Here is a 19725-nt window from a genome sequence, read left to right on the forward strand (position 1 = left end):
TAGATCACATTCTCTTGTATTTCTCTCCGTGCCTGGAGCGTCTCTGCGTGAGACCAGGAATTTATTCATTAGACATCTGGTGAAAATTAAATATGCGTGACTTACAACCCTTGTAGAGACGTTCCATGGAACGTCTCTACATTCTTTTCTGAAGATGTCTATTAGGAATTGCTTCTGTTTTGCCAGAACCCATGGTAGTCCGGGTACGTTTATAACCATGCTTAAACTGCTGTGATATTTGTGCAATATAGATTTTAGCAGTTTTTGACCCCGATTTTCTGTTTATTTGTGAGAAATCCGGGCTAGGAGAAGCATTATTAGACTTCGTGGACATTACCGACCTAGAACAATAGCTAACACCCACACAGACCTGATCTAAGCTACTTTTTTGAAATTTTAATTTCCCTCTGCGGGACTAGCTTATAATTACCAAGGGGCTGATGATGCTCCTGTACTTGTAAGTCTAAGGGGGATAGATGACAATTAAACGGTTGCTGTTAATTGGGCTAACTTTGTTAGCAATAATGTTGTCGGGCTTATCTTTATTGAATAGCTGGCAAAAACCTCAGTTCCAGAGTCGTCTAGAATTGTACCAGACTAATATCGTCTTACAAGCCCAAGCATGGAAACCAGAAGATAGCAGCGACAAAAGTATTCAAACACTTCAAGAATCTATTCTCGGTGCAAATCCTTTAGAAAGTGCGATAAAGCAATATCAGGAAGCAAGTGAATCTATTCAAACTAGTTTAGAGACAACTAATAAAAAATTAGCAGCACTACAATCTTCAGCAGTTACTCCTGTTTCCGCAGAGGAAAAAAGTTTACAGAAATCTAGCCAACAACAAGGAAAATTGTTAGCGGAAGTAGATTTGCGGTTGGGAATTTTGCAAGCACAGCAACAGGAAGCAGATAAGGCTATTAAAACTTGGAATCAATTACAGCAATATTCAGATATCAACCCCAAATATCAAGAAACTGCTCAAGTATTAAGCGGAATATGGAGTAAACCTCCCCGTCTATTACCCAAAGCTGAACAAATAATTCAACAAAATTTAAATAGTTGGTTTCGTTTTACGGCTTTAGATCAATTATATCAACTTCAACAACGTCAAGAAGCTTTATTATCTCTGAAAATTGCCCAACAAGCAGCAGCAACCCAAGCATTGTTAAAATTAGCGATAATTGCTACTATCCCCACCTTAACAGCTTTTATAGGGATAATTCTGCTGCTTTTCTTATTGGTTCAACGCTTGCTTAAAGGTCAAGCATCCATATTAGCGACAAATGGCAATTTGGTTTGGTCAACTCCTTGGAATTGGGAAATAATTATTCAGGTTTTTATCCTGGGATTTTTCTTGATGGGGCAATTATTTATACCAGAATTATTATCTATTTTGCCTATTCCTCGTGGTACAGGAAATGCCAGAATTGAGGCTTTTATGGTTTTAGTTAGTTATATGTTTGTGGCTTTTGGTTGCTTTTCAGTTCTATATTTTTCCATTAGGCGTTTTTTCCCCCTTCCTGAGAACTGGTTTCGCTTCAATTTCTTCAGTAATTGGTTTTTGTGGGGACTCGGTGGCTATTGTACAGCTTTACCGATTGTGGTGATAGTATCACTGATTAATCAAAAATTGTGGCAAGGACAAGGTGGCAGTAATCCACTTTTACAAATGGCACTAGAAAGCCGGGATAATACCGCATTGGGGATATTTTTCTTTACCGCAGCCATAGCTGCACCGTTTTTTGAGGAATTCCTATTTCGCGGCTTTTTATTACCATCTCTGACTCGTTATACGTCGGTTTGGGGGGCAATTTTGATCAGTAGCTTGTTATTCGCGGCTGCTCACCTAAGTTTATCAGAAATACTGCCGCTGTCAGCATTAGGAATCGTCTTAGGAATAGTTTACACGCGATCGCGCAATTTACTTTCTTCTATGCTTCTCCACAGTCTTTGGAATAGTGGCACATTAATTAGTTTGTTTCTTTTAGGTAGTAATAATTAAGTTAGTTGTCAGTAGGGGCGAAGCATTTGGAAGATAAATTATCGGTCATTGCCAAAAATAGTTCTCCAAATGCTTCGCCCGTACAGTTGTCAGCATTTGGAAGATAAATTATCGGTCATTGCCAAAAATAGTTCTCCAAATGCTTCGCCCGTACAGTTGTCAGCATTTGGAAGATAAATTATCGGTTATTGCCAAAAATAGTTCTCCAAATGCTTCGCCCGTACAGTTGTCAGTTGTCAGGGAACAGGTCAAGATAATTCCTTAGAGGGTGTTTGAAAAGTTTTGAATGTATAGACTGACCCCTCTCCAAACCTCTCCCCTTGCAGGGGAGAGGCTTTAAAACCCCCATTCCCTTGCAGGGAAGGGGGGTAGGGGGGTTAGGTTTTTGGAGATTACTGGTTTAATATAATACTTTTCAAACAACCTCTTAGGTTGTTGGTAACTGTTTTTATTCTCACTGCTAACTACTTAATTACTTCTCAAACAAAATCCTCCGGATTTCATAACAATAAATATGTAGAAAAATCTATAGTGTCGGATCTTTACTAACTTTGAGGTTAATTACTACCTGAAAATTAGCGAAGATACTGCACAATATTTTTCTGCCAAATTTGTGATGTTTTATCAGAAAATTTGATATTTTTACGATTACTTTTCAGAAAAAATTATCCACATTTAAATCTTACCAATTACCAATTACCAATCACCAATCACCAATCACCAATCACCAATCACCAATCACCAATCACCAATCACCAATCATCAAGGAGTATAACTAAATATGAGTAATCTCAACCCATCATACACTACTAAACAACTGTTGGCTGGTTATGCTGGAATTATTTTTGGTGGATTTGGGCTGCATAAATTTATTCTTGGTTACACATCAGAAGGTTTTATTATGTTAGCAATTTCTGTAATTGGTGGCTCTTTTACCTACGGATTTACATTGATAGTTATGCAAATCGTTGGTTTGATTGAAGCCATGATTTACTTCAATAAACCCCATGAAGAATTTGTTAATACTTATTTTGTGAATAAGCAAGGTTGGTTTTAGAAAGTTTATTAATTGGAATTGATATGCAAATTATCAAACACAACCAAATTCACTTACTCATTTTACTAATGATGAGTATGGGATATTTCAGCATCGTATCAGATTGGGAAATTAATTATTTCTGCAAAAGCCTGATTTTGATGTTACCAGTACAATTAACGGCTGTAATTTACACAGCTAAAAGCAAACTATGATTTTTGTGATTTAAATGATTTTTAGGATTTTGGTGAAAGTGGCAGATTTCGCTTAACCTCAAAAATAACATCTGAACTATGATTTTTGTGATTTTGAGGATTTTGAGGATTTTGGGGAGTTGGGGAAACTTAATATTGTTCACTTAGTCAAAGTGGCAGATTTGGCTTAACCTCAAAGTAGAGACGCTAGTTATTAAGCGCTAAACTAACAAGAACGAACCTAAAAACTGGCCATGCAACTGATCCCCAAATCTGAAATAGTTATAGAATCTGCCCCTCCCACAAAAATACTTAACTCAGAGAAAATTATTTTAGATGTTGGAGGGATGAAGTGTGCTGGATGTGTTAATGCGGTAGAAAAACAGCTTATTCAGCATCCAGGAGTTAAAAGCGTTTGTGTTAATCTCGCAACAGAAGTCGCAGTCGTAGAGGCGGAAATTGGTACTGTAGATGCAGAGGCGTTAATTCAGGGATTAACGGCTACAGGATTTCCTAGCCAATTACGGACGGCTAAAGGTGCTGGTGATAAATCTACAATCCCTAACCCAGAAGTAAGACAACGCCAAGAAATGCAGGGGATAGTTAGACAGTTAGGAATTGCTAGTTTACTACTGTTACTATCGGGAATTGGTCATTTTGGTAATATTGGATCTGTTATTTTTCCGTTTTTAAATGACATTTGGTTTCATTGTGGACTGGCTACTATCGCCATTATTATTCCTGGTAGACCAATTTTAGTGGAAGGTTGGCTAGGTTGGCGACGGGGTGCGCCGAATATGAATACCCTCATTGGTTTGGGAACTCTAACAGCCTATATTGCCAGTTTGGTGGCGTTATTGTTTCCCCAAATGGGTTGGGAATGCTTTTTTGATGAACCGGTGATGATGTTGGGTTTTATTCTTTTGGGGAGAACTTTAGAAAAACAGGCTAGAGTCCGTGCGGCTAAAGCGTTTCGCCAATTGTTAGCTTTAGTGCCGCAAACAGCCCGGTTAATTATTAATCCAGAATCGGAAAAATTGATTGCTGGGGCTAATATTATGGAAATTCCGGCGGAACAGGTGCGTGTGGGTGAATGGTTGCAGGTGTTACCGGGGGATAAAATTCCGGTAGATGGTGAAGTGCGCTTTGGACAAACTACCATAGATGAATCCATGCTGACAGGGGAATCTGTACCCGTGATGAAGCAAGCAGGAGATACTGTGACTGGAGGCACTTTAAATCAGTCAGGAGCGATCGCTATTCAAGCTACTCGCACTGGTGATGATACAATTCTAGCCCAAATTGTGGCTTTGGTAGAAGCTGCCCAAACTCGCAAAGCCCCAGTTCAAAAATTAGCAGATACGGTGGCTGGATATTTTACCTATGGTGTCTTAACAGCGGCTGGTTTAACCTTCCTATTTTGGTATTTGTTGGGAACTCATCTTTGGCCAGATGTGACGATGACTGGTGGCATGATCATGGCTCACAATATGGGACATAATCCCCAGCATTTAATCCCCCATACCCAATATTCTGCCCTGTTAATTAGTTTAAAATTAGCGATCGCTGTCATGGTAGTTGCTTGTCCCTGTGCGTTAGGATTAGCTACCCCTACAGCCATCTTAGTGGGAACAGGTATGGGTGCAGAACGGGGATTATTAATCAAAGGTGGCGACGTTTTAGAAAAAGTCCATAAACTAGACACGGTAGTTTTTGATAAAACCGGAACTCTCACCACAGGTAAACCCACCGTAACTGATTGTCTAGTTATTACCGAATCAACTTTACCATTATCTCTCATTCAACTAGCCGCAGCCGTAGAAAGCGGTACTTATCATCCCCTCGCTACAGCCATTCAGCAAGAAGCCAAACGCCAAGATTTAGCTATTCCCCATGCTGTAGAATTCCATACTGAACCAGGTATGGGCGTATCCGCTGTCGTTGAGGGAAAAAAAGTTCTTTTAGGTAACTGGGAATGGTTTAATTACCACCAAATTAATATTACTGAAACCGCAGAAAAACAGGGACAAAGACTAGCTACAGAGGGAAAAACCGTAATTGGTGTAGCTGTAGATGGAACTTTAACCGGATTAATTGCTGTTAGTGATACCCTCAGACCAGATGCAAAAACCGCAGTAGATAAACTCCGACAAATGGGTTTGCGAGTTATGCTCCTGAGTGGTGATAGATTAGAAGCAGCCAGTGCGATCGCTAAACAACTAGGAATCGCCAACACCGACATCATGGCAGGTATCCCCCCAGCCCAAAAAGCAGCCACCATTCAATCTCTTCAATGTGGGAAAATCAAAACTTATGTCGCTATGGTAGGAGATGGCATCAATGACGCTCCAGCCTTATCACAGGCAGATGTGGGCATCGCTTTACATTCAGGAACAGATGTCGCTATGGAAACTGCTGAAATTATTTTAATGCGAAATTCCCTAACCGATGTTGTCAAGGCGATTCAGTTAAGTCGAGCCACTTTTAAGACCATTCGTCAGAATTTATTTTGGGCTTTTGCCTATAATACAATAGGTATTCCCCTCGCGGCTGGTGTATTATTACCTAGCTGGGGTTTTGTTCTCGGTCCTGCCAGTGCAGCGGCATTAATGGCCTTTAGCTCCGTTAGTGTTGTTACCAACTCAATTTTATTAAGGAGGTTTGCCCCATAGTTAATGATTTTACCAATTTTTCTGTAATCTCCAAGAATTGCAAAAAAAGATTTCCCGGTAGTGCGGGCATATTGCCCGCTACATAAGTACCTCATAACACCGGAAAGTGCTGTAAATTAAGATTTGTCCTTTATTTAATTCCCATTCCTCAGTAGGTATACTAAACACGGGTGAGATTTAAACTTTTGCCAAATGACAAAGAACCCAGATGTGTAGGGGTTTAGCACTGCTAAACCCCTACGTTTAGAATCAAACAATCAAGCCGTTTTGAGTATAATCAACAACCAGCAATATCAATGAAAATAGCAATTAGTGGTGCAACAGGATTTGTGGGTAGTCGGTTGGTAGAAAGACTACACACGGAAGGTCATAGAATTTTGGTATTAACCCGCAATCCTACCTTTGCTCAAAAAGTATTTCCCTCCCCAGCTTTTCCTAACTTAGAAATTATTGCCTATACCCCCAGTGTATCCGGCTCTTGGCAAGATGCCATATCTGGTTGTGACGGCGTAGTTAATTTAGCCGGAGAACCCATTGCTGAGGGACGTTGGACACCAGAACGCAAGCAGGAAATTCTCAACACTCGCAAACTAGGAACACAAAAAATTGTCGAAGCTATAGCTAAAGCTAATCCTCACCCCATTGTCCTAGTCAATACTTCGGCTATTGGTTATTACGGAACCAGTGAAACTGCCAGTTTTGATGAAGATAGCGCTTCTGGTAATGACTTTCTCGCTCAAGTCTGTCAAGAGTGGGAAGCGGAAGCGAGAAAGGTAAAAGATACCAATGTGCGGTTAGTAATTTTACGCTTTGGCATTGTTTTGGGTAATGGTGGCGCTTTAGGGAAAATGATTACCCCCTTTAAACTCTTTGCTGGTGGACCTATTGGCAGTGGTCAGCAGTGGTTTTCGTGGATTCACTTAGATGATATTGTCAGTTTAATTATCCAAGCTTTAACTAAACCAACAATGGAGGGAGTATATAATGCCACTGCTCCTCAACCAGTTCGCATGAATGATTTAAGTACCACAATGGGTAACGTCATGAATCGTCCCTCTTGGTTGCCTGTGCCGGGATTCGCCATAGAAGCTATATTAGGAGACGGGGCTAAGGTGGTTTTGGAAGGACAACAGGTTTTACCCAAACGCACTTTAGAGTCAGGTTTTGAATATCAATATCCGAATTTGCAATCAGCACTAACACAAATTCTTACCTAATTCTTAGTTAATAGATAGTTAAAAAATTCACAAATGCTATACAAACGTTTTGGCCGGACAGAAATACAAATGCCTGTGTTTTCCTGCGGAGGAATGCGATATCAATATAAATGGCAAGATGTCACACCAGAGGAAATTCCCGTAGATAATCAGGAAAATTTAGAGGCTGTAATTCGTCGTTCTGTAGAATTGGGAATTAATCATATTGAAACTGCACGCGGTTATGGAACATCAGAAATGCAGTTGGGAAAAATCCTCCCCCAATTTCCTCGTGAAAAATTAATAGTCCAAACTAAAGTTTCTCCTGTTGCAGACCCTCAAGAATTTCGCCAAACTTTTGAAAAATCTTTGGCTTATCTTCAGTTAGATTATGTTGATTTGTTTAGTTTACATGGCATTAATAATGCAGAAACTTGGAATGATAGTATTTGTGAAGGTGGTTGTTTAGAAGTAGCAAAACAGTTACAATCTGAAGGTAAGATTAAATTTATTGGCTTTTCTACTCATGGTCCCACAGAGATAATTTTGCAAGCAATTAATAGTAATCAATTTGATTATGTGAATTTGCATTGGTACTATATTAATCGCCAGAACTGGGCTGCTATTGAAGCTGCAACTAAATTAGATATGGGTGTATTTATTATTAGCCCTTCTAATAAAGGTGGGTTATTATATCAACCTCCCAAAAAGTTAGTGGATTTGTGTGCGCCTTTGAGTCCAATGGTGTTTAATGATTTATTTTGTTTGAGTCATCCTCAAGTGCATACTTTGAGTATAGGTGCAGCCAAACCAACTGATTTTGATGAGCATTTAAAGACTTTGGAATTATTAGATAATGCGGCAGAAATTCTACCACCAATTATTTCCAGATTGGAATCAGAAGCAATCAATATTTTAGGAGAAGATTGGGTAAAAACCTGGGAAACTAATTTACCAACTTGGGAAGAAACTCCAGGGGAAGTAAATATGCGGGTGATTTTGTGGCTGTTAAATTTGGCTTTGGCTTATGATATGATAGACTATGGCAAAATGCGTTATAATCTGTTAGGACAAGCTGATCATTGGTTTCCTGGTAATCGGGCTGATAGGTTAGATGAATTAGATTTACGAGAATGTCTTGTTAATAGTCCCCAAGCTGAAAAAATTCCCCAAATGTTGGCGAAAGCCCACGATATTTTAGGAAGTGCAGAGATAAAGCGTTTGTCTCAGAGTTGAAAATAGGAATAGGTTGATTATCAGCCATGAGACTTTCAATATATAATTCTACAGCTTCTGTGATATTAGCGATCGCTTCTTCAAAAGTATCTCCTTGAGAATGACAGCCCTTAAGAAGGGGACAAAAAGCATGATAGCCTCCATCTTCTTCCCTTTCGAGAATGACGGTGTAATTATAAACTTGTTTGCCCTGATTATTCATATACTTGTAAGTTACTCACTAATAACTATTTTATTATAAACTGTTTTGATAAATTTTAAAGTCAGATTTTAATAATTATTGACCGCAGATAAACGCAGATAAACGCAGATAAAGACGGATGATTTTATGATTCTGTACCACAAAAAATTGATATTAGAAATTTAAAATATCTAAAGATGCTTCCATTTCTAATTCTATTATTCTAGCTTGTGTATCTTTATATTCTGCTAATTTTCCTGCTTGCCAATATAAATTTGCTGCTTTATGGAAATCCTCAACTGCTCCCTGTTTATCTGCAATTTCTAATAGGGCATTTCCTCGGTTATAATAAGCATTAACATAGTGAAAATTCATTTTAATTACCTGAGTATAATCGGCAATTGCTGCTGCATATTTTCCCAAATCAAAATGAGCATTACCCCGACAATAATAAGCATCAATATCATCAGGATTAATTTGGATTACCTGATTATAATCAGTAATTGCTCCTTCATAATCTCCTAATTCAACCCGATCATGTCCACGATTTTTATAACCAATAGCATCCTGAGGATCAATATCAATTATTTGCTTTAATTGCTGTTGTTTATCTAATAAATATCGAGATATTTGTCTATCTTTTTGCGTGGTAGCATAATCAGGATTAAGGTTAATTGCCTGATTATAATCTTCAATTGCTCCTTGAGTATCACCAATATGAGAACGAACATCAGCACGATTTTTATAATTAATCGCAATATGGGGATTAATTCTAATTGCTTGGGTGTAAGCTTCTATGGCTATGTGATAATTACCTATTTGATAATGTACTAAACCTATTTGATTGTAAGCTTGATGATGATTTATATTAATATTTATTGCTTGACTATAATTAGTAATTGCTGTGTGATACTCACCTAATTGATAATTAACTAAACCGAGTTTATAATAAATATCAGCATCACTATTATTAAACTGTAAAGCTTGATTGTAACTATTAATTGCCGCTGCATATTCCCCTTTTTGGAAATATTCATCACCGAGATTTAAATAAAAAATAGTTAAATCAACAGGTGTAGATTGGGGTTTAATTATTTGACTTTGAGATAAATCAGATTTATGAGAATTTGCCGAAATTGAAAATTGTTCTAAATAGGAAAATAAACCACCACCATACAATAATTGATTAATTCCAAAGGAAATTTTCCCAGTTTTCAATTTAATCATTTGCGTGGGGAGAAATCCAGCTAAAAAAAGGTGATATGCAGATTGGGCTTCATTGACTTCTTCTTGAATCAAAATACAAACAATTACTGCATTTTTTTCCACTTCTTCTGCACTCACTGACCATCTAACTCTATCAATACTACCGTGACGAGATTTGACTTCAACGCCAATTACAGAATTAGCAGTGAGTGTAAAATCACTTTTGCCATCACCACCAAAGCGTTTTTCATAATCTACTTCCGTAATAAAATCAGCTAATCTTTCTTTAACAACTTCCTCGCCTAATTTACCTTTAAGATTATTAATAAAAACGTCACGGACTGGAGAAGTGCGTTTATATTTTTCCGCCATTAACCAGCAAAATTCCCGTAATGCCTTTAATCTCTCACCAGAAATAATAGTTAATTCACTATGTTGACCTTCTATTTCACAATGAAGTAGACAACTAGATGTTAACCTTTTCAAAAAGTCAGATTGTAGCGATCGCAGGAGAGTAATCCAATCCATGTCTAATATTTCTGCGGTCTTTTTATGTAAAGCAAGAGCTTCATTGGTGTCAACTTAACGCAAAACCCCATGCCGAACTCAAGTTCCTTGCTAATATCGAAAGTTCTCTTTTGATGACTAAACACTAGCAAAATTTATTAGTCCGTTTTAACGGACTTGAGCTATGAGACAGGGAATTTATTCCCTGGCGGTTCTTACGTTGACACCAATAAACACTGCTAAACCCTTACAAATCTATAGAAATCCAGTTTGATTCTTAAAAAATACGTAAGGTGTGTTAACGATAACGTAACGCACCAGATCCTTGATCATGGTGCTAAGGATTTTTTCTTTCTTCCTTGATTTGGCGTAAAGTTTGGATAAGTTTCTGATTAGATTCAGTAGATACAGCCGGCGAATTACTACTGGATTTTTCAGAAGTGACAGAATTAGAAGTATTTACTGATGGAGTTTCGGGACGATTTTTAGTATTTTCAGATTCAGGTAATTTTTGAGAATTTGAAGTGGCTGTTGGTTGGATTTGGAGTTCAGGTAATTTTTGAGAATTTGGTGTCGCTGTTGGTTGGATTTTAGATTCAAATACTTTTTCAGTATTTGAAGTGGCTGTTGGTTGAGTCTTAGAACTTACTCCCGCAGAATTGGGATTATTTTGGAACTTGAGTTGGAAAGGATAAGAGCTAATTAACTGCTTATCAGCTTGAGGTGGATTAGCACTGAAAAATTCCCTAACCTTGGATTGTAACTTAGGCGATTCTGTTCCTGCTTGGAATTTAATATCTAAAACCTTACCATCTGGATCTACAACTAATCTACCCACAACTGTACCTTCCATCTCCGGTGTATCTGTAGAGATGGTTTCACGAATTACCCCTTTCTCTTTAACATTGGGATATTCTTGACGAATATTTTGTCTAAGAGTATTGTAGGAGTTCAGTTTAGCCAGTAATTGTTCAGTTTTTTTACCTTTTGATTCAGATTCATTTGTGATGATTTCTGGCGATTGTCCCCTAGAATTATCTGTTAAAGCTAATTTTTCCCCACCTTGAGGAATCTTAACGGCATTATTTCCTGAGGCCACTGTTTGTGGTGGTGAAATACCTGCTGTTGTTGTACTGCCAATATCAATAGCTTCAGCAGACGGATTATTCAGTGGTTCTCCAGGTATTTCATTACTTTGTCGCAGTTCTGGTAACCGATTAATACCGAGAGATCCGGTTTCTTTCATTCTCTGATCTAGATTATTGACAAAAGGAGAAGTCGAGGAAGTCGAGGGAGTATATGTACTTCTTGGTAATCTAGACATTGCTATCTGTAAATCATTGCGAGTCAATCTTTCAATAGATTGCTTGCTAGGCAGATAAGAAAGGTTCAAGTTAGTTGGCGAACTCGGAATAGCTGGTAATACCGACTGACTAGATAATTCCGGTTGTAAAGCGGGATAGTTGGTTAATGGACTGCTTAAATTAGCACCTGGTAATTGTTGCTGTAGCGGTAATTGGGGTTGCTGTAAAGCTATCGGGGATGTACTAGGGGGTTGTGGTAATCGGCTTTGATCAGCGGTACTCAGTTCCATCAATCCCACTGCTTTGGGTGAGTCAGTTTTAGAAGATTGACTAGAGTTAACTGGCATTAATGGCACAATTAAGGCAATAGCGCCGTGGATACCAAGGGAAGCTATAGCGGCTATTCCCGTTGGTTGGCTGAATATTTCTGGTATGTTTTTTAGGAGAGATACGTAAGACATACTGTTATGGTTGATTCTGATCAGTTAAACTTGAATAGAAATTTTATCAACAAAGAATTCAGGGGTTATCTTCATAATACCTGCGCCATTTTTGCTTTGTTGGGTTAAGCAACAACCCAACCTACGAATCAAGGCTTTTTTCAATTTGGCGAAGGTATTGCTCAATAATGAAGTTAATATCCCACAGTATCATCTACTTAGGGAAGGGAAATAATAATACTCAAGGTAAAACTGATTAACTCCTGAAATTTGTGTCTTCTCAATTATTTTTGATCTTTTAGGCTATTTTGTCATTGCCAAGAAGCACCTTACTCCCATACATAATAACTTCCCAAGGGGATAAGTTCAACAGGGGAATTAATGATATCTTCAGTTTTTATGTTCTCGTGATCTGAATATGACACATAACCTTAGCAACAAACTAAGCCTGAATGATGTCCAGGACAAGCTACGCTGAAGCATCTTGGGAATAATGGGGTGCAATCAACATCAAAATTCTCCGAATGCTATACTTTTCCCTGTTCCCTGACTCCATGAATGAATTTAATTTTATTCAACTACTTATAAGATAATAAATCAAGCAATTTGATACTTAGGAGTATTAAAATGGGACTGAATGAAGAATTAATGAATTCTGGTCATAAGGACTTGATTGTCCAAGACTGCTGCACCATGATAGACGCACAACTGGCATCTAAGTCAGGCATAAGCGGCATGGCCATGAAAGCCGCCTTTGCTGCACTCAAGGGAATTCAACCGGGTTATATCACCAATGTGGTTGAGTCCCTCCTACCGGTTTGCTTAACTGCAATTGATCCCATTTGGAGTGCAGGAGTGCAACAGGGTAAACCGGTGGAATACCTCACAGCCAATAGTAATCAGACCGCAAATGCGCTGCTAGGTGTAACTGATGCCAGGGTTAAAAATACCAAACGCCAACTGGTGCGAGGAACTTACGAAAAATTCCGTAATTCCGCAGAAAAACACGTGCAAGAGGCAGTACCAGATTTTGCTCAGGTGATTGGTAAGTATGTTAATAACTAAGTAGAACGGCTTGAATAATTCAAAGTTTGTAGTGGGGAATTTATTCCTCATTTGAGGGCTTCAGCCCTCACTACAAAATCATCTCCAGATGCGCTTCCACATAAATGATAGGAGCGCATATCACCAAAAGCCGATTTGCTGATATATTCCTTCGTGATATAATCGGCTGCTGAGGATATTGAGTTAAAAAGCCCCTAATTGAGCCGGAAACATGAGTTTTTCAAGACTCTAAAAGTTTCAATCTAACCGATGTGCCTGCGCTCAAAAATAAATCCAACTGTCAGTAACCCAGCCCTAAAGGGATTGAGCTTGTAAGAGAAATCAAACAAGCTGTACTGACCAGACCACCCTGAGCGTAGTCGAAGGGTAGCCGTTATTTGAGTCACGACACCTCGGAATGCGTTGCTAGTTCCCCGCTCTGTCGCTTGTGATTAAACAGTTCTAAGGTCACTGGAACAGTGTTGCAAGTCTAACAAGCTCTTATAACTGGTCTAAGCTAACATTACCCCAGAAATGGGAGTTGGTTTCCAGGTTCCAATCAAAAATCTGGTTTCAATTTTAATATCCACAGCGGTTAAAACTGCTCGTGTCGCGGCTGGTGAGCTGCGTCGAACCATCCCTCTCAGCCCTAAAGGGACTGAGTTTTCCGCTTACCGCGTGATCTTATGATATGAAGTTAAAGGAGAATTAGATTAATGACACTTACCTATGGAACAGAGGGATGTCTCCGGATTGGTCAGCAGGCTCCCGATTTTACAGCAACAACCGTAGTAGATCAGGAGTTTAAGTCAATTAAATTGTCTGACTATCGTGGTAGATATGTTGTTCTGATGTTCTACCCCTTAAATTTTACCTTTGTTTGTCCCACTGAAGTTACAGCATTTAGCGATCGCTACGCAGAATTTAGCCAACTAAATACAGAAATTTTGGGTATTTCCGTTGATAGTGAATTTTCTCACCTCGCTTGGATTCAAACAGATCGTAAATCTGGTGGAGTCGGTGACATAAATTATCCCCTAGTTTCTGACATCAAAAAAGAAATTAGTGCCGCTTATAACGTTCTCGATCCCACCGCTGGTATTGCTTTACGCGGTTTATTTATCATAGATAAAGATGGCATTCTACAACACTCCACTATTAATAATCTAGCCTTTGGTCGGAATGTAGATGAAACCCTGCGAACATTACAAGCAATTCAGCACGTTCAGTCCCATAGCGATGAAGTTTGTCCTGTTAATTGGCAACCTGGGGACAAAACCATGAATCCTGATCCCGTGAAGTCTAAAATTTACTTTGCTGATATTTAGAGAATTGGGAATTTGGTAATTAAACTTTTAATTTTGAATATCTTATGTTGACTTCAACTGATTTTACTGGCTTATTTAACGAGCGATTTTTCCATAATTTTCTCCCTATACCCGCGTTAGATAATTTCAGATTGGGTATAGGCACACCAGATTTTAAATTATCAGATATTACTAACAATACTGTTGTTAAGCTATCTGATTTTCGAGGTAAACAACCTGTAATAATTGCCTTTACCAGAATTTTTACCGAAAAGCAATATTGCCCATTTTGTTATCCCCATATTCAAGCCTTAAATGAAAATTATGAACAGTTTAAAAATCGGGGAATTGAAATTCTATTAATTACTAGCACCGACAAAAAGCAAAGTCAAATAATAGTTCAAGACTTGGGCTTAAAAATGCCATTATTGAGTGATTCCAGTTGCCATACATTTCGTACTTATAGAACTGGACAGGCATTAGGAGCGCCATTACCAGCACAATTTATCTTAGATAAAGATGGCAAAATGCTCTACAGACATTTATTTTCCTTCTTAGATCATAATGCCAGTGTAGAGACACTTCTAGAATCAGAATTTTATTTTAGATAATTACAAACCACCAGACTTATTTCTAATAGCAGGTTTTTTTCTGATTTGCCGAGGTACGCGATTATTCTTATTCTTTCTGGGTAGTAAATCGCTCAATGTTACCTGTACACGACCTTTTGTTTCCCGAATTACGCCAGCACTAGAACCCTCACGACTGATTTGCATCATTTGGGTAAGAATTTCCTCTGGCTTTTTGGCGTTGTCCGGGTTTAAAGTAAATAGAGTATTATTACCATCACAACCAGTGTCATTGACAGAAACCACGCAAATGACAGTTTTATTGCGGACTCTACCGCTCATCAACACGACATCTTTGAGGCTACCGCCACTTTCAGCTACAGCCGCATTTAATTTCGGTGTGACGATTTGGCAACGGCTTTGAGGAGTAAATTTCTCACCAAAGTATTTTAAAGATGCTGAAGTCCAAATAATTACAGGGATTGGTTCTCCACCAGGTCGCTGACCAACTGTAGCTACGTTACCATCACCTTGGGATACACAGGTAAATTGAGTTCCAGTGTTGGCTTCCTCCGATGGGTCTACATCCGGCATGGCAGTACTGTTACTATTATCATCTGTATTATCCACAGGTGGTAAGGCTTGAACCGTAGATCCCCAGGACAAAATACTGGATAGGGCTAAGGTGGCAATTGTGATAGCGAAGCCCGACCTCGGAATCGTTGTTTTCCATTGATGTTTCATAAAACCTCGTAAATGTTTAAAGTAAGAGGAGATTAGACTTTTCCGTTTTCTGACTAAAAAGGTGGAAATAATTGATAAAGAACAAAAACACAGATCCTATAAACCCTCTTTTTTCGGACGGGAAGCTCTGTTGGGGGAATTGACTAAAGCTTTGAGGTTGCCATTACTCTGATTATATTCGTAACTATTGGCTGTTAAGTCAGGATGGGGCATAACACAGTATTGTTTACCACCCATCATGATGGTAATTACTTGGCTGCCAGAGGCACAGGAAATGGGTGTTAATTCCCATTTTTGTAGCAATGCGATGTTGGGATCATTGGCTGATAAATCATCGCTTTGGGAGGAATATGGTGTTGATCTTTGGCTGTTACCTATTTCGACTGAACCAGCAATGCGTGAGGAATCAATATTGTTACCAACAGCAGAAATGGAGTTTTTGGTAGCATTGTAGAGGTTGTAACGACCATTATTGCTGATACTATTGCTACCAGGATTATTGTTAGTCCCCAGATCTGGTGAAGCATTTAGAATGAGGACAATACCATCCCGTTGATTATTCTGAATTACATTTTTACGCAGTAAAGGTTTGGCTGATTCAGAGATGACCATACCATCTTTATTTTGGACTATTTGATTTTCTGTGATTAAGGGTGTGGAAGTATCACCAATAGCTAAACCAAAGCCATTATTTTGAAATAGATTATTGCGAATTTCGCCCCGGCTTGATTTTGTGATAGCAATGCCATTGGCACTGTTTTGCACAAATTGGTTATTTTCAACTCGAGGATTTCCCGTGCCTGTGACAAATACACCTTCCCTGAAGTTGTTAGTAAATGTATTGTTTATGATTATGGGGTTGCTTGATTCTACCCATAGACCCGTACCCCTTTCATTGGTATTGGTGACTGTGATACCAGCAATTGTGGTATCTTGATCTGCTAGGATGGTAATGTTCTGTTTAGCGAAGGTGCGACTGATATAAATACCACCACCGGAAATAACTACTCTTCTACCTTTGCTTGATTCGTCACCCCGTAATGTTATTCCTGGTTTGAGTAATATAGGGAATGTTTCGCTGCTATAGTTGCCGGGAGCTAACTGAATCACTGAACCCGGTTTAGTCTGACTCAGCGCGAAAGTAATGGTTTTGTAAGGAGTTGTTGCAGATGTGCCAGCCTCAGCAGTATTTACACCAGTAACTGGATCAACATAAATTACCTGTGCAACGGTCGGCAATTGCGCCTGGACTGGAAAAGTGAAGATTAAGGAACTAGATATAGCTAAGTTCGCCAATAAAACAGGGGTTTTTGATCTAAACTGGCTGCTCATAAGTACATCCTTGATTTGATGAGTGTATCCTTCCATGACTTAATACGAATTAAACCATAAATTCTCTGATAAGACAAGTAAAACTTATAACGAAATTGGGTGAAAACTCCGATAGTTTAGGATGACTTTAGCCATAGAGAACCCATCAAAAGCCAAAAAGTTTTGATGGGTAAGTGGAGAACCCCGTTAAAAAGCGAGATTAAAGCGTCAAGTCAGTTCAATTTGAGAATCATCACCAATTAAAAAGCGTAATGCTTTAGGACGACGGGGGGCAATACTTAACTGGGCGCGTTGTCCAATTAAACTATCAATAATTCGTTGCTGAATTCCAGTAATTTTAGCACCTTCTAAAACCACGCTGTGTTCTAAATCTGTTTCTATGAGTGTTGAATTATCGGCAATACTACTATATGGACCGATAAAACAGTTTTCTAAATAGCAATTATTACCAATTACCACGGGTCCGCGAATTGTACAGTTGATGATTTTAGATTCAGTCCCAATTTGCACTCTGCCAGTAATTTGAGTTTTCGGATCAATATCGCCTAAAATTGATTTTTTCAAATAGGTATCAAGAATGAGACGGTTAGCTTCTAATAAATCATCTTTTTTACCTGTGTCTAACCACCAACCGTCAAGATTACAAGCTAAAACTTCTTTTTCTTGATCTATTAAACATTGAATTGCATCAGTAATTTCTAATTCTCCTCTAGCTGAAGGCTTAATCAAAGAAATCGCATCATGGATAACTGGCGAAAAAAAATAAACCCCTACCAATGCTAAATTTGACGGGGGAACTTTTGGCTTTTCAATTAACTGTAATACTTTGCCTTTTTCGTCTACCTTTGCCACACCAAAAGCACTAGGATTTGTGACTTCACGTAACAGAATCAAAGCATCTGGTTGTTGTTGAGTAAATTTATCTAAAAATGAACTTAAATCTCCTTGTTGAATCAGGTTATCTCCCAAATACATGGCAAATGGGGAATCTCCTAAAAAGGTCTGGGCAACTTGGACAGCTTGAGCTAATCCTGCTGGCTTTTCTTGTAAAATATAGGTGATATTAACACCGAATTTTTCGCCATTTCCAGTTTTATTCTTGACTTCTGCCCCTGTTTCTGGGCTGATAATAATACCAATGTCAGTAATCCCCGCAGCAGCCATTTCTTCAATGCCGTACCATAAAATTGGTTTGTTGGCAACTGGAACAAGTTGTTTTGCTCCTGTATAAGTTAAGGGGCGTAATCTTGTCCCTTTTCCACCGGATAAAATCAGTGCTTTCATAGAGATTTTCCTTGTAATTCTTTTAACATTAATCTTAGTTCTTGTCGCCAATGAGGAGGATAAGTTCCTAAGATTTGAGATATTTTCTCACAAGCTAAGACAGAATAAGCAGGACGTTTTGCGGGTGTGGGATATTCGGGGGTAGTAATGGGAATAATATTGGCAATCTTCAGGGGGAAACGGAGTTTTTCTGCTTCTTCAAAGATTGCTATGGCAAAGTCATACCAACTGGCTACACCACTATTTGTATAGTGATAAATTCCCGCATTTTCTGAGGTTAATTGGGGGATAATTTGGGTAATTGTTGAAGCTATATCTTGCGCCCAAGTAGGACTACCAATTTGATCGGCAACTACTCTAACTTCTGATCTTTCTTGACCAACTCGTAACATGGTTTTTACGAAGTTACTTTTTCCATAAGTTCCATAAACCCAAGCTGTCCGCAAAATTATGTGGTGGGGACAATTTTGTTGAATTGCTATCTCTCCTGCTAATTTTGTTTGTCCATATACACTCAATGGATTGGTACTATCTGTTTCTCGATAGGGATAATGACTATTACCATTAAATACATAATCGGTGGAAAGATGAATTAAGAAACTTCCTAATTTCTGACTTTCTTCAGCGATAATTTGCGGGGCTATAGTATTGATCAGGTGAGCATTTTCTGGTTCACTTTCGGCTTTATCTACTGCGGTATAAGCAGCGGCATTGATAATTATTTCGGGTTGGGTTTCTCTGATAATTTGGCGTAATTTGTCAGGGTGAGTTAAGTCTATTTCTGGACGGGCAAGGGCAATAACTTTGTAGTTGGATGCTAGGGTATGTTGTAGTTCTGTACCAACTTGTCCGTTACTACCTATTAGTAATATTGATTTACTCATAAACTTCGGCGTTTTTAAAGGTTGAAGCGCTACCATCTTTAGCTGATAAAATTGGGGGTGTTTCTAGAGGCCAATCTATAGCTAAATCTGGATCATTCCAAAGGATAGCGCGATCGCCTCCTGGTGTATAATAATCTGTAGCTTTATAGATAACTTCGGCAATTTCTGAAAGCACGAGAAACCCGTGAGCAAATCCTGCTGGTATCCACAATTGGCGTTTGTTTTCGGCGCTGAGTTCGTAACCTACCCATTGTCCAAAGGTAGAGGAATTTTTTCTAATGTCTACTGCAACATCAAAAATTGTCCCAACAATAGCGCGGACTAATTTACCTTGAGGTTGGATGCTTTGATAATGCAATCCTCGTAGCACATTGTATTCAGATTTGGAGTGATTATCTTGGACGAAGTTGGCTGTGATTCCCAGTTTTTCTGTGAATGTTTTTTGATTGTAGGATTCGAAGAAAAAGCCCCGTGAGTCTTGGAATACTTTGGGTTCTAGGAGGAGGATATCAGGAATAGAGGTGGGGATAATATTCATTGAATGGTTGAATATTTTAAAGAACACTTAAAACAATATCACGATTTC

General features: G+C 38.6%; 17 protein-coding genes and 1 pseudogene. 9 read left to right on the plus strand and 9 right to left on the minus strand.

Annotated features, from left to right (window positions below):
- Positions 1-136 precede the first annotated feature (136 nt).
- Positions 137-334: a hypothetical protein gene (locus HGD76_RS07885; protein ID WP_168695441.1), complete on the minus strand. Its 198-nt coding sequence runs from the start codon at positions 332-334 to the stop codon at positions 137-139.
- 142 nt (positions 335-476) lie between these two features.
- On the opposite strand from HGD76_RS07885, the gene HGD76_RS07890 reads away from it, so the two are divergent.
- From HGD76_RS07890 to HGD76_RS07915, 6 genes are all read left to right on the plus strand, one after another.
- The gene (locus HGD76_RS07890; protein WP_168695442.1) at positions 477-2003 is read left to right on the plus strand and encodes a type II CAAX endopeptidase family protein; all 1527 of its coding nucleotides are present in this window, start codon (positions 477-479) and stop codon (positions 2001-2003) included.
- Positions 2004-2142: 139 nt separating this feature from the next.
- Positions 2143-2268, plus strand: coding sequence for a hypothetical protein (locus HGD76_RS25820; RefSeq protein WP_267904339.1), 126 nt, complete (start codon positions 2143-2145; stop codon positions 2266-2268).
- 516 nt (positions 2269-2784) lie between these two features.
- Entirely contained in the window at positions 2785-3060 is a 276-nt protein-coding gene (locus HGD76_RS07900) for a TM2 domain-containing protein (RefSeq protein WP_015080393.1), read from the plus strand.
- Between the two features lie 427 nt (positions 3061-3487).
- On the plus strand, positions 3488-5905 hold the full coding sequence (locus tag HGD76_RS07905; protein WP_168695443.1) for a heavy metal translocating P-type ATPase: 2418 nt from the start codon (positions 3488-3490) through the stop codon (positions 5903-5905).
- 296 nt (positions 5906-6201) lie between these two features.
- On the plus strand, positions 6202-7122 hold the full coding sequence (gene thyD, locus HGD76_RS07910; RefSeq protein WP_015080396.1) for a thylakoid membrane protein ThyD: 921 nt from the start codon (positions 6202-6204) through the stop codon (positions 7120-7122).
- Between the two features lie 33 nt (positions 7123-7155).
- Positions 7156-8337: an aldo/keto reductase gene (locus tag HGD76_RS07915; RefSeq protein WP_168632797.1), complete on the plus strand. Its 1182-nt coding sequence runs from the start codon at positions 7156-7158 to the stop codon at positions 8335-8337.
- On the opposite strand, the gene HGD76_RS25250 is transcribed toward HGD76_RS07915, so the two are convergent.
- The 3 genes from HGD76_RS25250 to HGD76_RS07930 form a co-directional block, all read right to left on the minus strand.
- A complete protein-coding gene (locus HGD76_RS25250; RefSeq protein ID WP_233467097.1) occupies positions 8243-8539 on the minus strand; it encodes a type II toxin-antitoxin system HicB family antitoxin in 297 nt (98 codons plus the stop codon). The genes HGD76_RS07915 and HGD76_RS25250 overlap by 95 nt on opposite strands.
- Positions 8540-8692: 153 nt before the next feature.
- Positions 8693-10252, minus strand: coding sequence for a tetratricopeptide repeat protein (locus HGD76_RS07925; RefSeq protein WP_168695444.1), 1560 nt, complete (start codon positions 10250-10252; stop codon positions 8693-8695).
- Positions 10253-10568: 316 nt separating this feature from the next.
- Positions 10569-11996: a hypothetical protein gene (locus HGD76_RS07930; protein WP_168695445.1), complete on the minus strand. Its 1428-nt coding sequence runs from the start codon at positions 11994-11996 to the stop codon at positions 10569-10571.
- A gap of 606 nt (positions 11997-12602) precedes the next feature.
- Here HGD76_RS07930 and HGD76_RS07935 point away from each other — a divergent pair.
- From HGD76_RS07935 to HGD76_RS07945, 3 genes are all read left to right on the plus strand, one after another.
- Entirely contained in the window at positions 12603-13040 is a 438-nt protein-coding gene (locus HGD76_RS07935; protein ID WP_148764281.1) for a DUF6918 family protein, read from the plus strand.
- A 695-nt stretch (positions 13041-13735) separates the two neighbouring features.
- Positions 13736-14347, plus strand: a complete 612-nt coding sequence (locus HGD76_RS07940) for a peroxiredoxin (protein ID WP_015080406.1) — start codon at positions 13736-13738, stop codon at positions 14345-14347.
- A 44-nt stretch (positions 14348-14391) separates the two neighbouring features.
- Positions 14392-14937 carry a peroxiredoxin family protein gene (locus tag HGD76_RS07945; protein WP_148764279.1) on the plus strand — a complete coding sequence of 182 codons (546 nt, stop codon included), beginning with the start codon at positions 14392-14394 and terminating at the stop codon, positions 14935-14937.
- On the opposite strand, the gene HGD76_RS07950 is transcribed toward HGD76_RS07945, so the two are convergent.
- From HGD76_RS07950 to rfbC, 5 genes and pseudogenes are all read right to left on the minus strand, one after another.
- Positions 14938-15639: a COP23 domain-containing protein gene (locus tag HGD76_RS07950; RefSeq protein WP_148764277.1), complete on the minus strand. Its 702-nt coding sequence runs from the start codon at positions 15637-15639 to the stop codon at positions 14938-14940.
- A gap of 378 nt (positions 15640-16017) precedes the next feature.
- Positions 16018-16884 (minus strand): annotated as a pseudogene (locus tag HGD76_RS07955) (DUF1565 domain-containing protein); the annotation flags it as partial.
- A gap of 294 nt (positions 16885-17178) precedes the next feature.
- Positions 17179-18255 (minus strand): glucose-1-phosphate thymidylyltransferase, encoded by a 1077-nt coding sequence (locus HGD76_RS07960; protein ID WP_168695447.1) that lies wholly within the window; start codon positions 18253-18255, stop codon positions 17179-17181.
- Positions 18252-19139, minus strand: coding sequence for a dTDP-4-dehydrorhamnose reductase (gene rfbD, locus HGD76_RS07965; protein WP_168695448.1), 888 nt, complete (start codon positions 19137-19139; stop codon positions 18252-18254). The genes HGD76_RS07960 and rfbD overlap by 4 nt, the downstream gene beginning before the upstream one ends.
- On the minus strand, positions 19132-19677 hold the full coding sequence (gene rfbC / locus HGD76_RS07970; RefSeq protein ID WP_168695449.1) for a dTDP-4-dehydrorhamnose 3,5-epimerase: 546 nt from the start codon (positions 19675-19677) through the stop codon (positions 19132-19134). Before rfbC ends, rfbD begins: the two co-directional genes overlap by 8 nt.
- Between the last annotated feature and the right edge of the window lie 48 nt (positions 19678-19725).

This window comes from Dolichospermum flos-aquae CCAP 1403/13F, from assembly GCF_012516395.1.
GTDB classification, from domain to species: domain Bacteria; phylum Cyanobacteriota; class Cyanobacteriia; order Cyanobacteriales; family Nostocaceae; genus Dolichospermum; species Dolichospermum lemmermannii.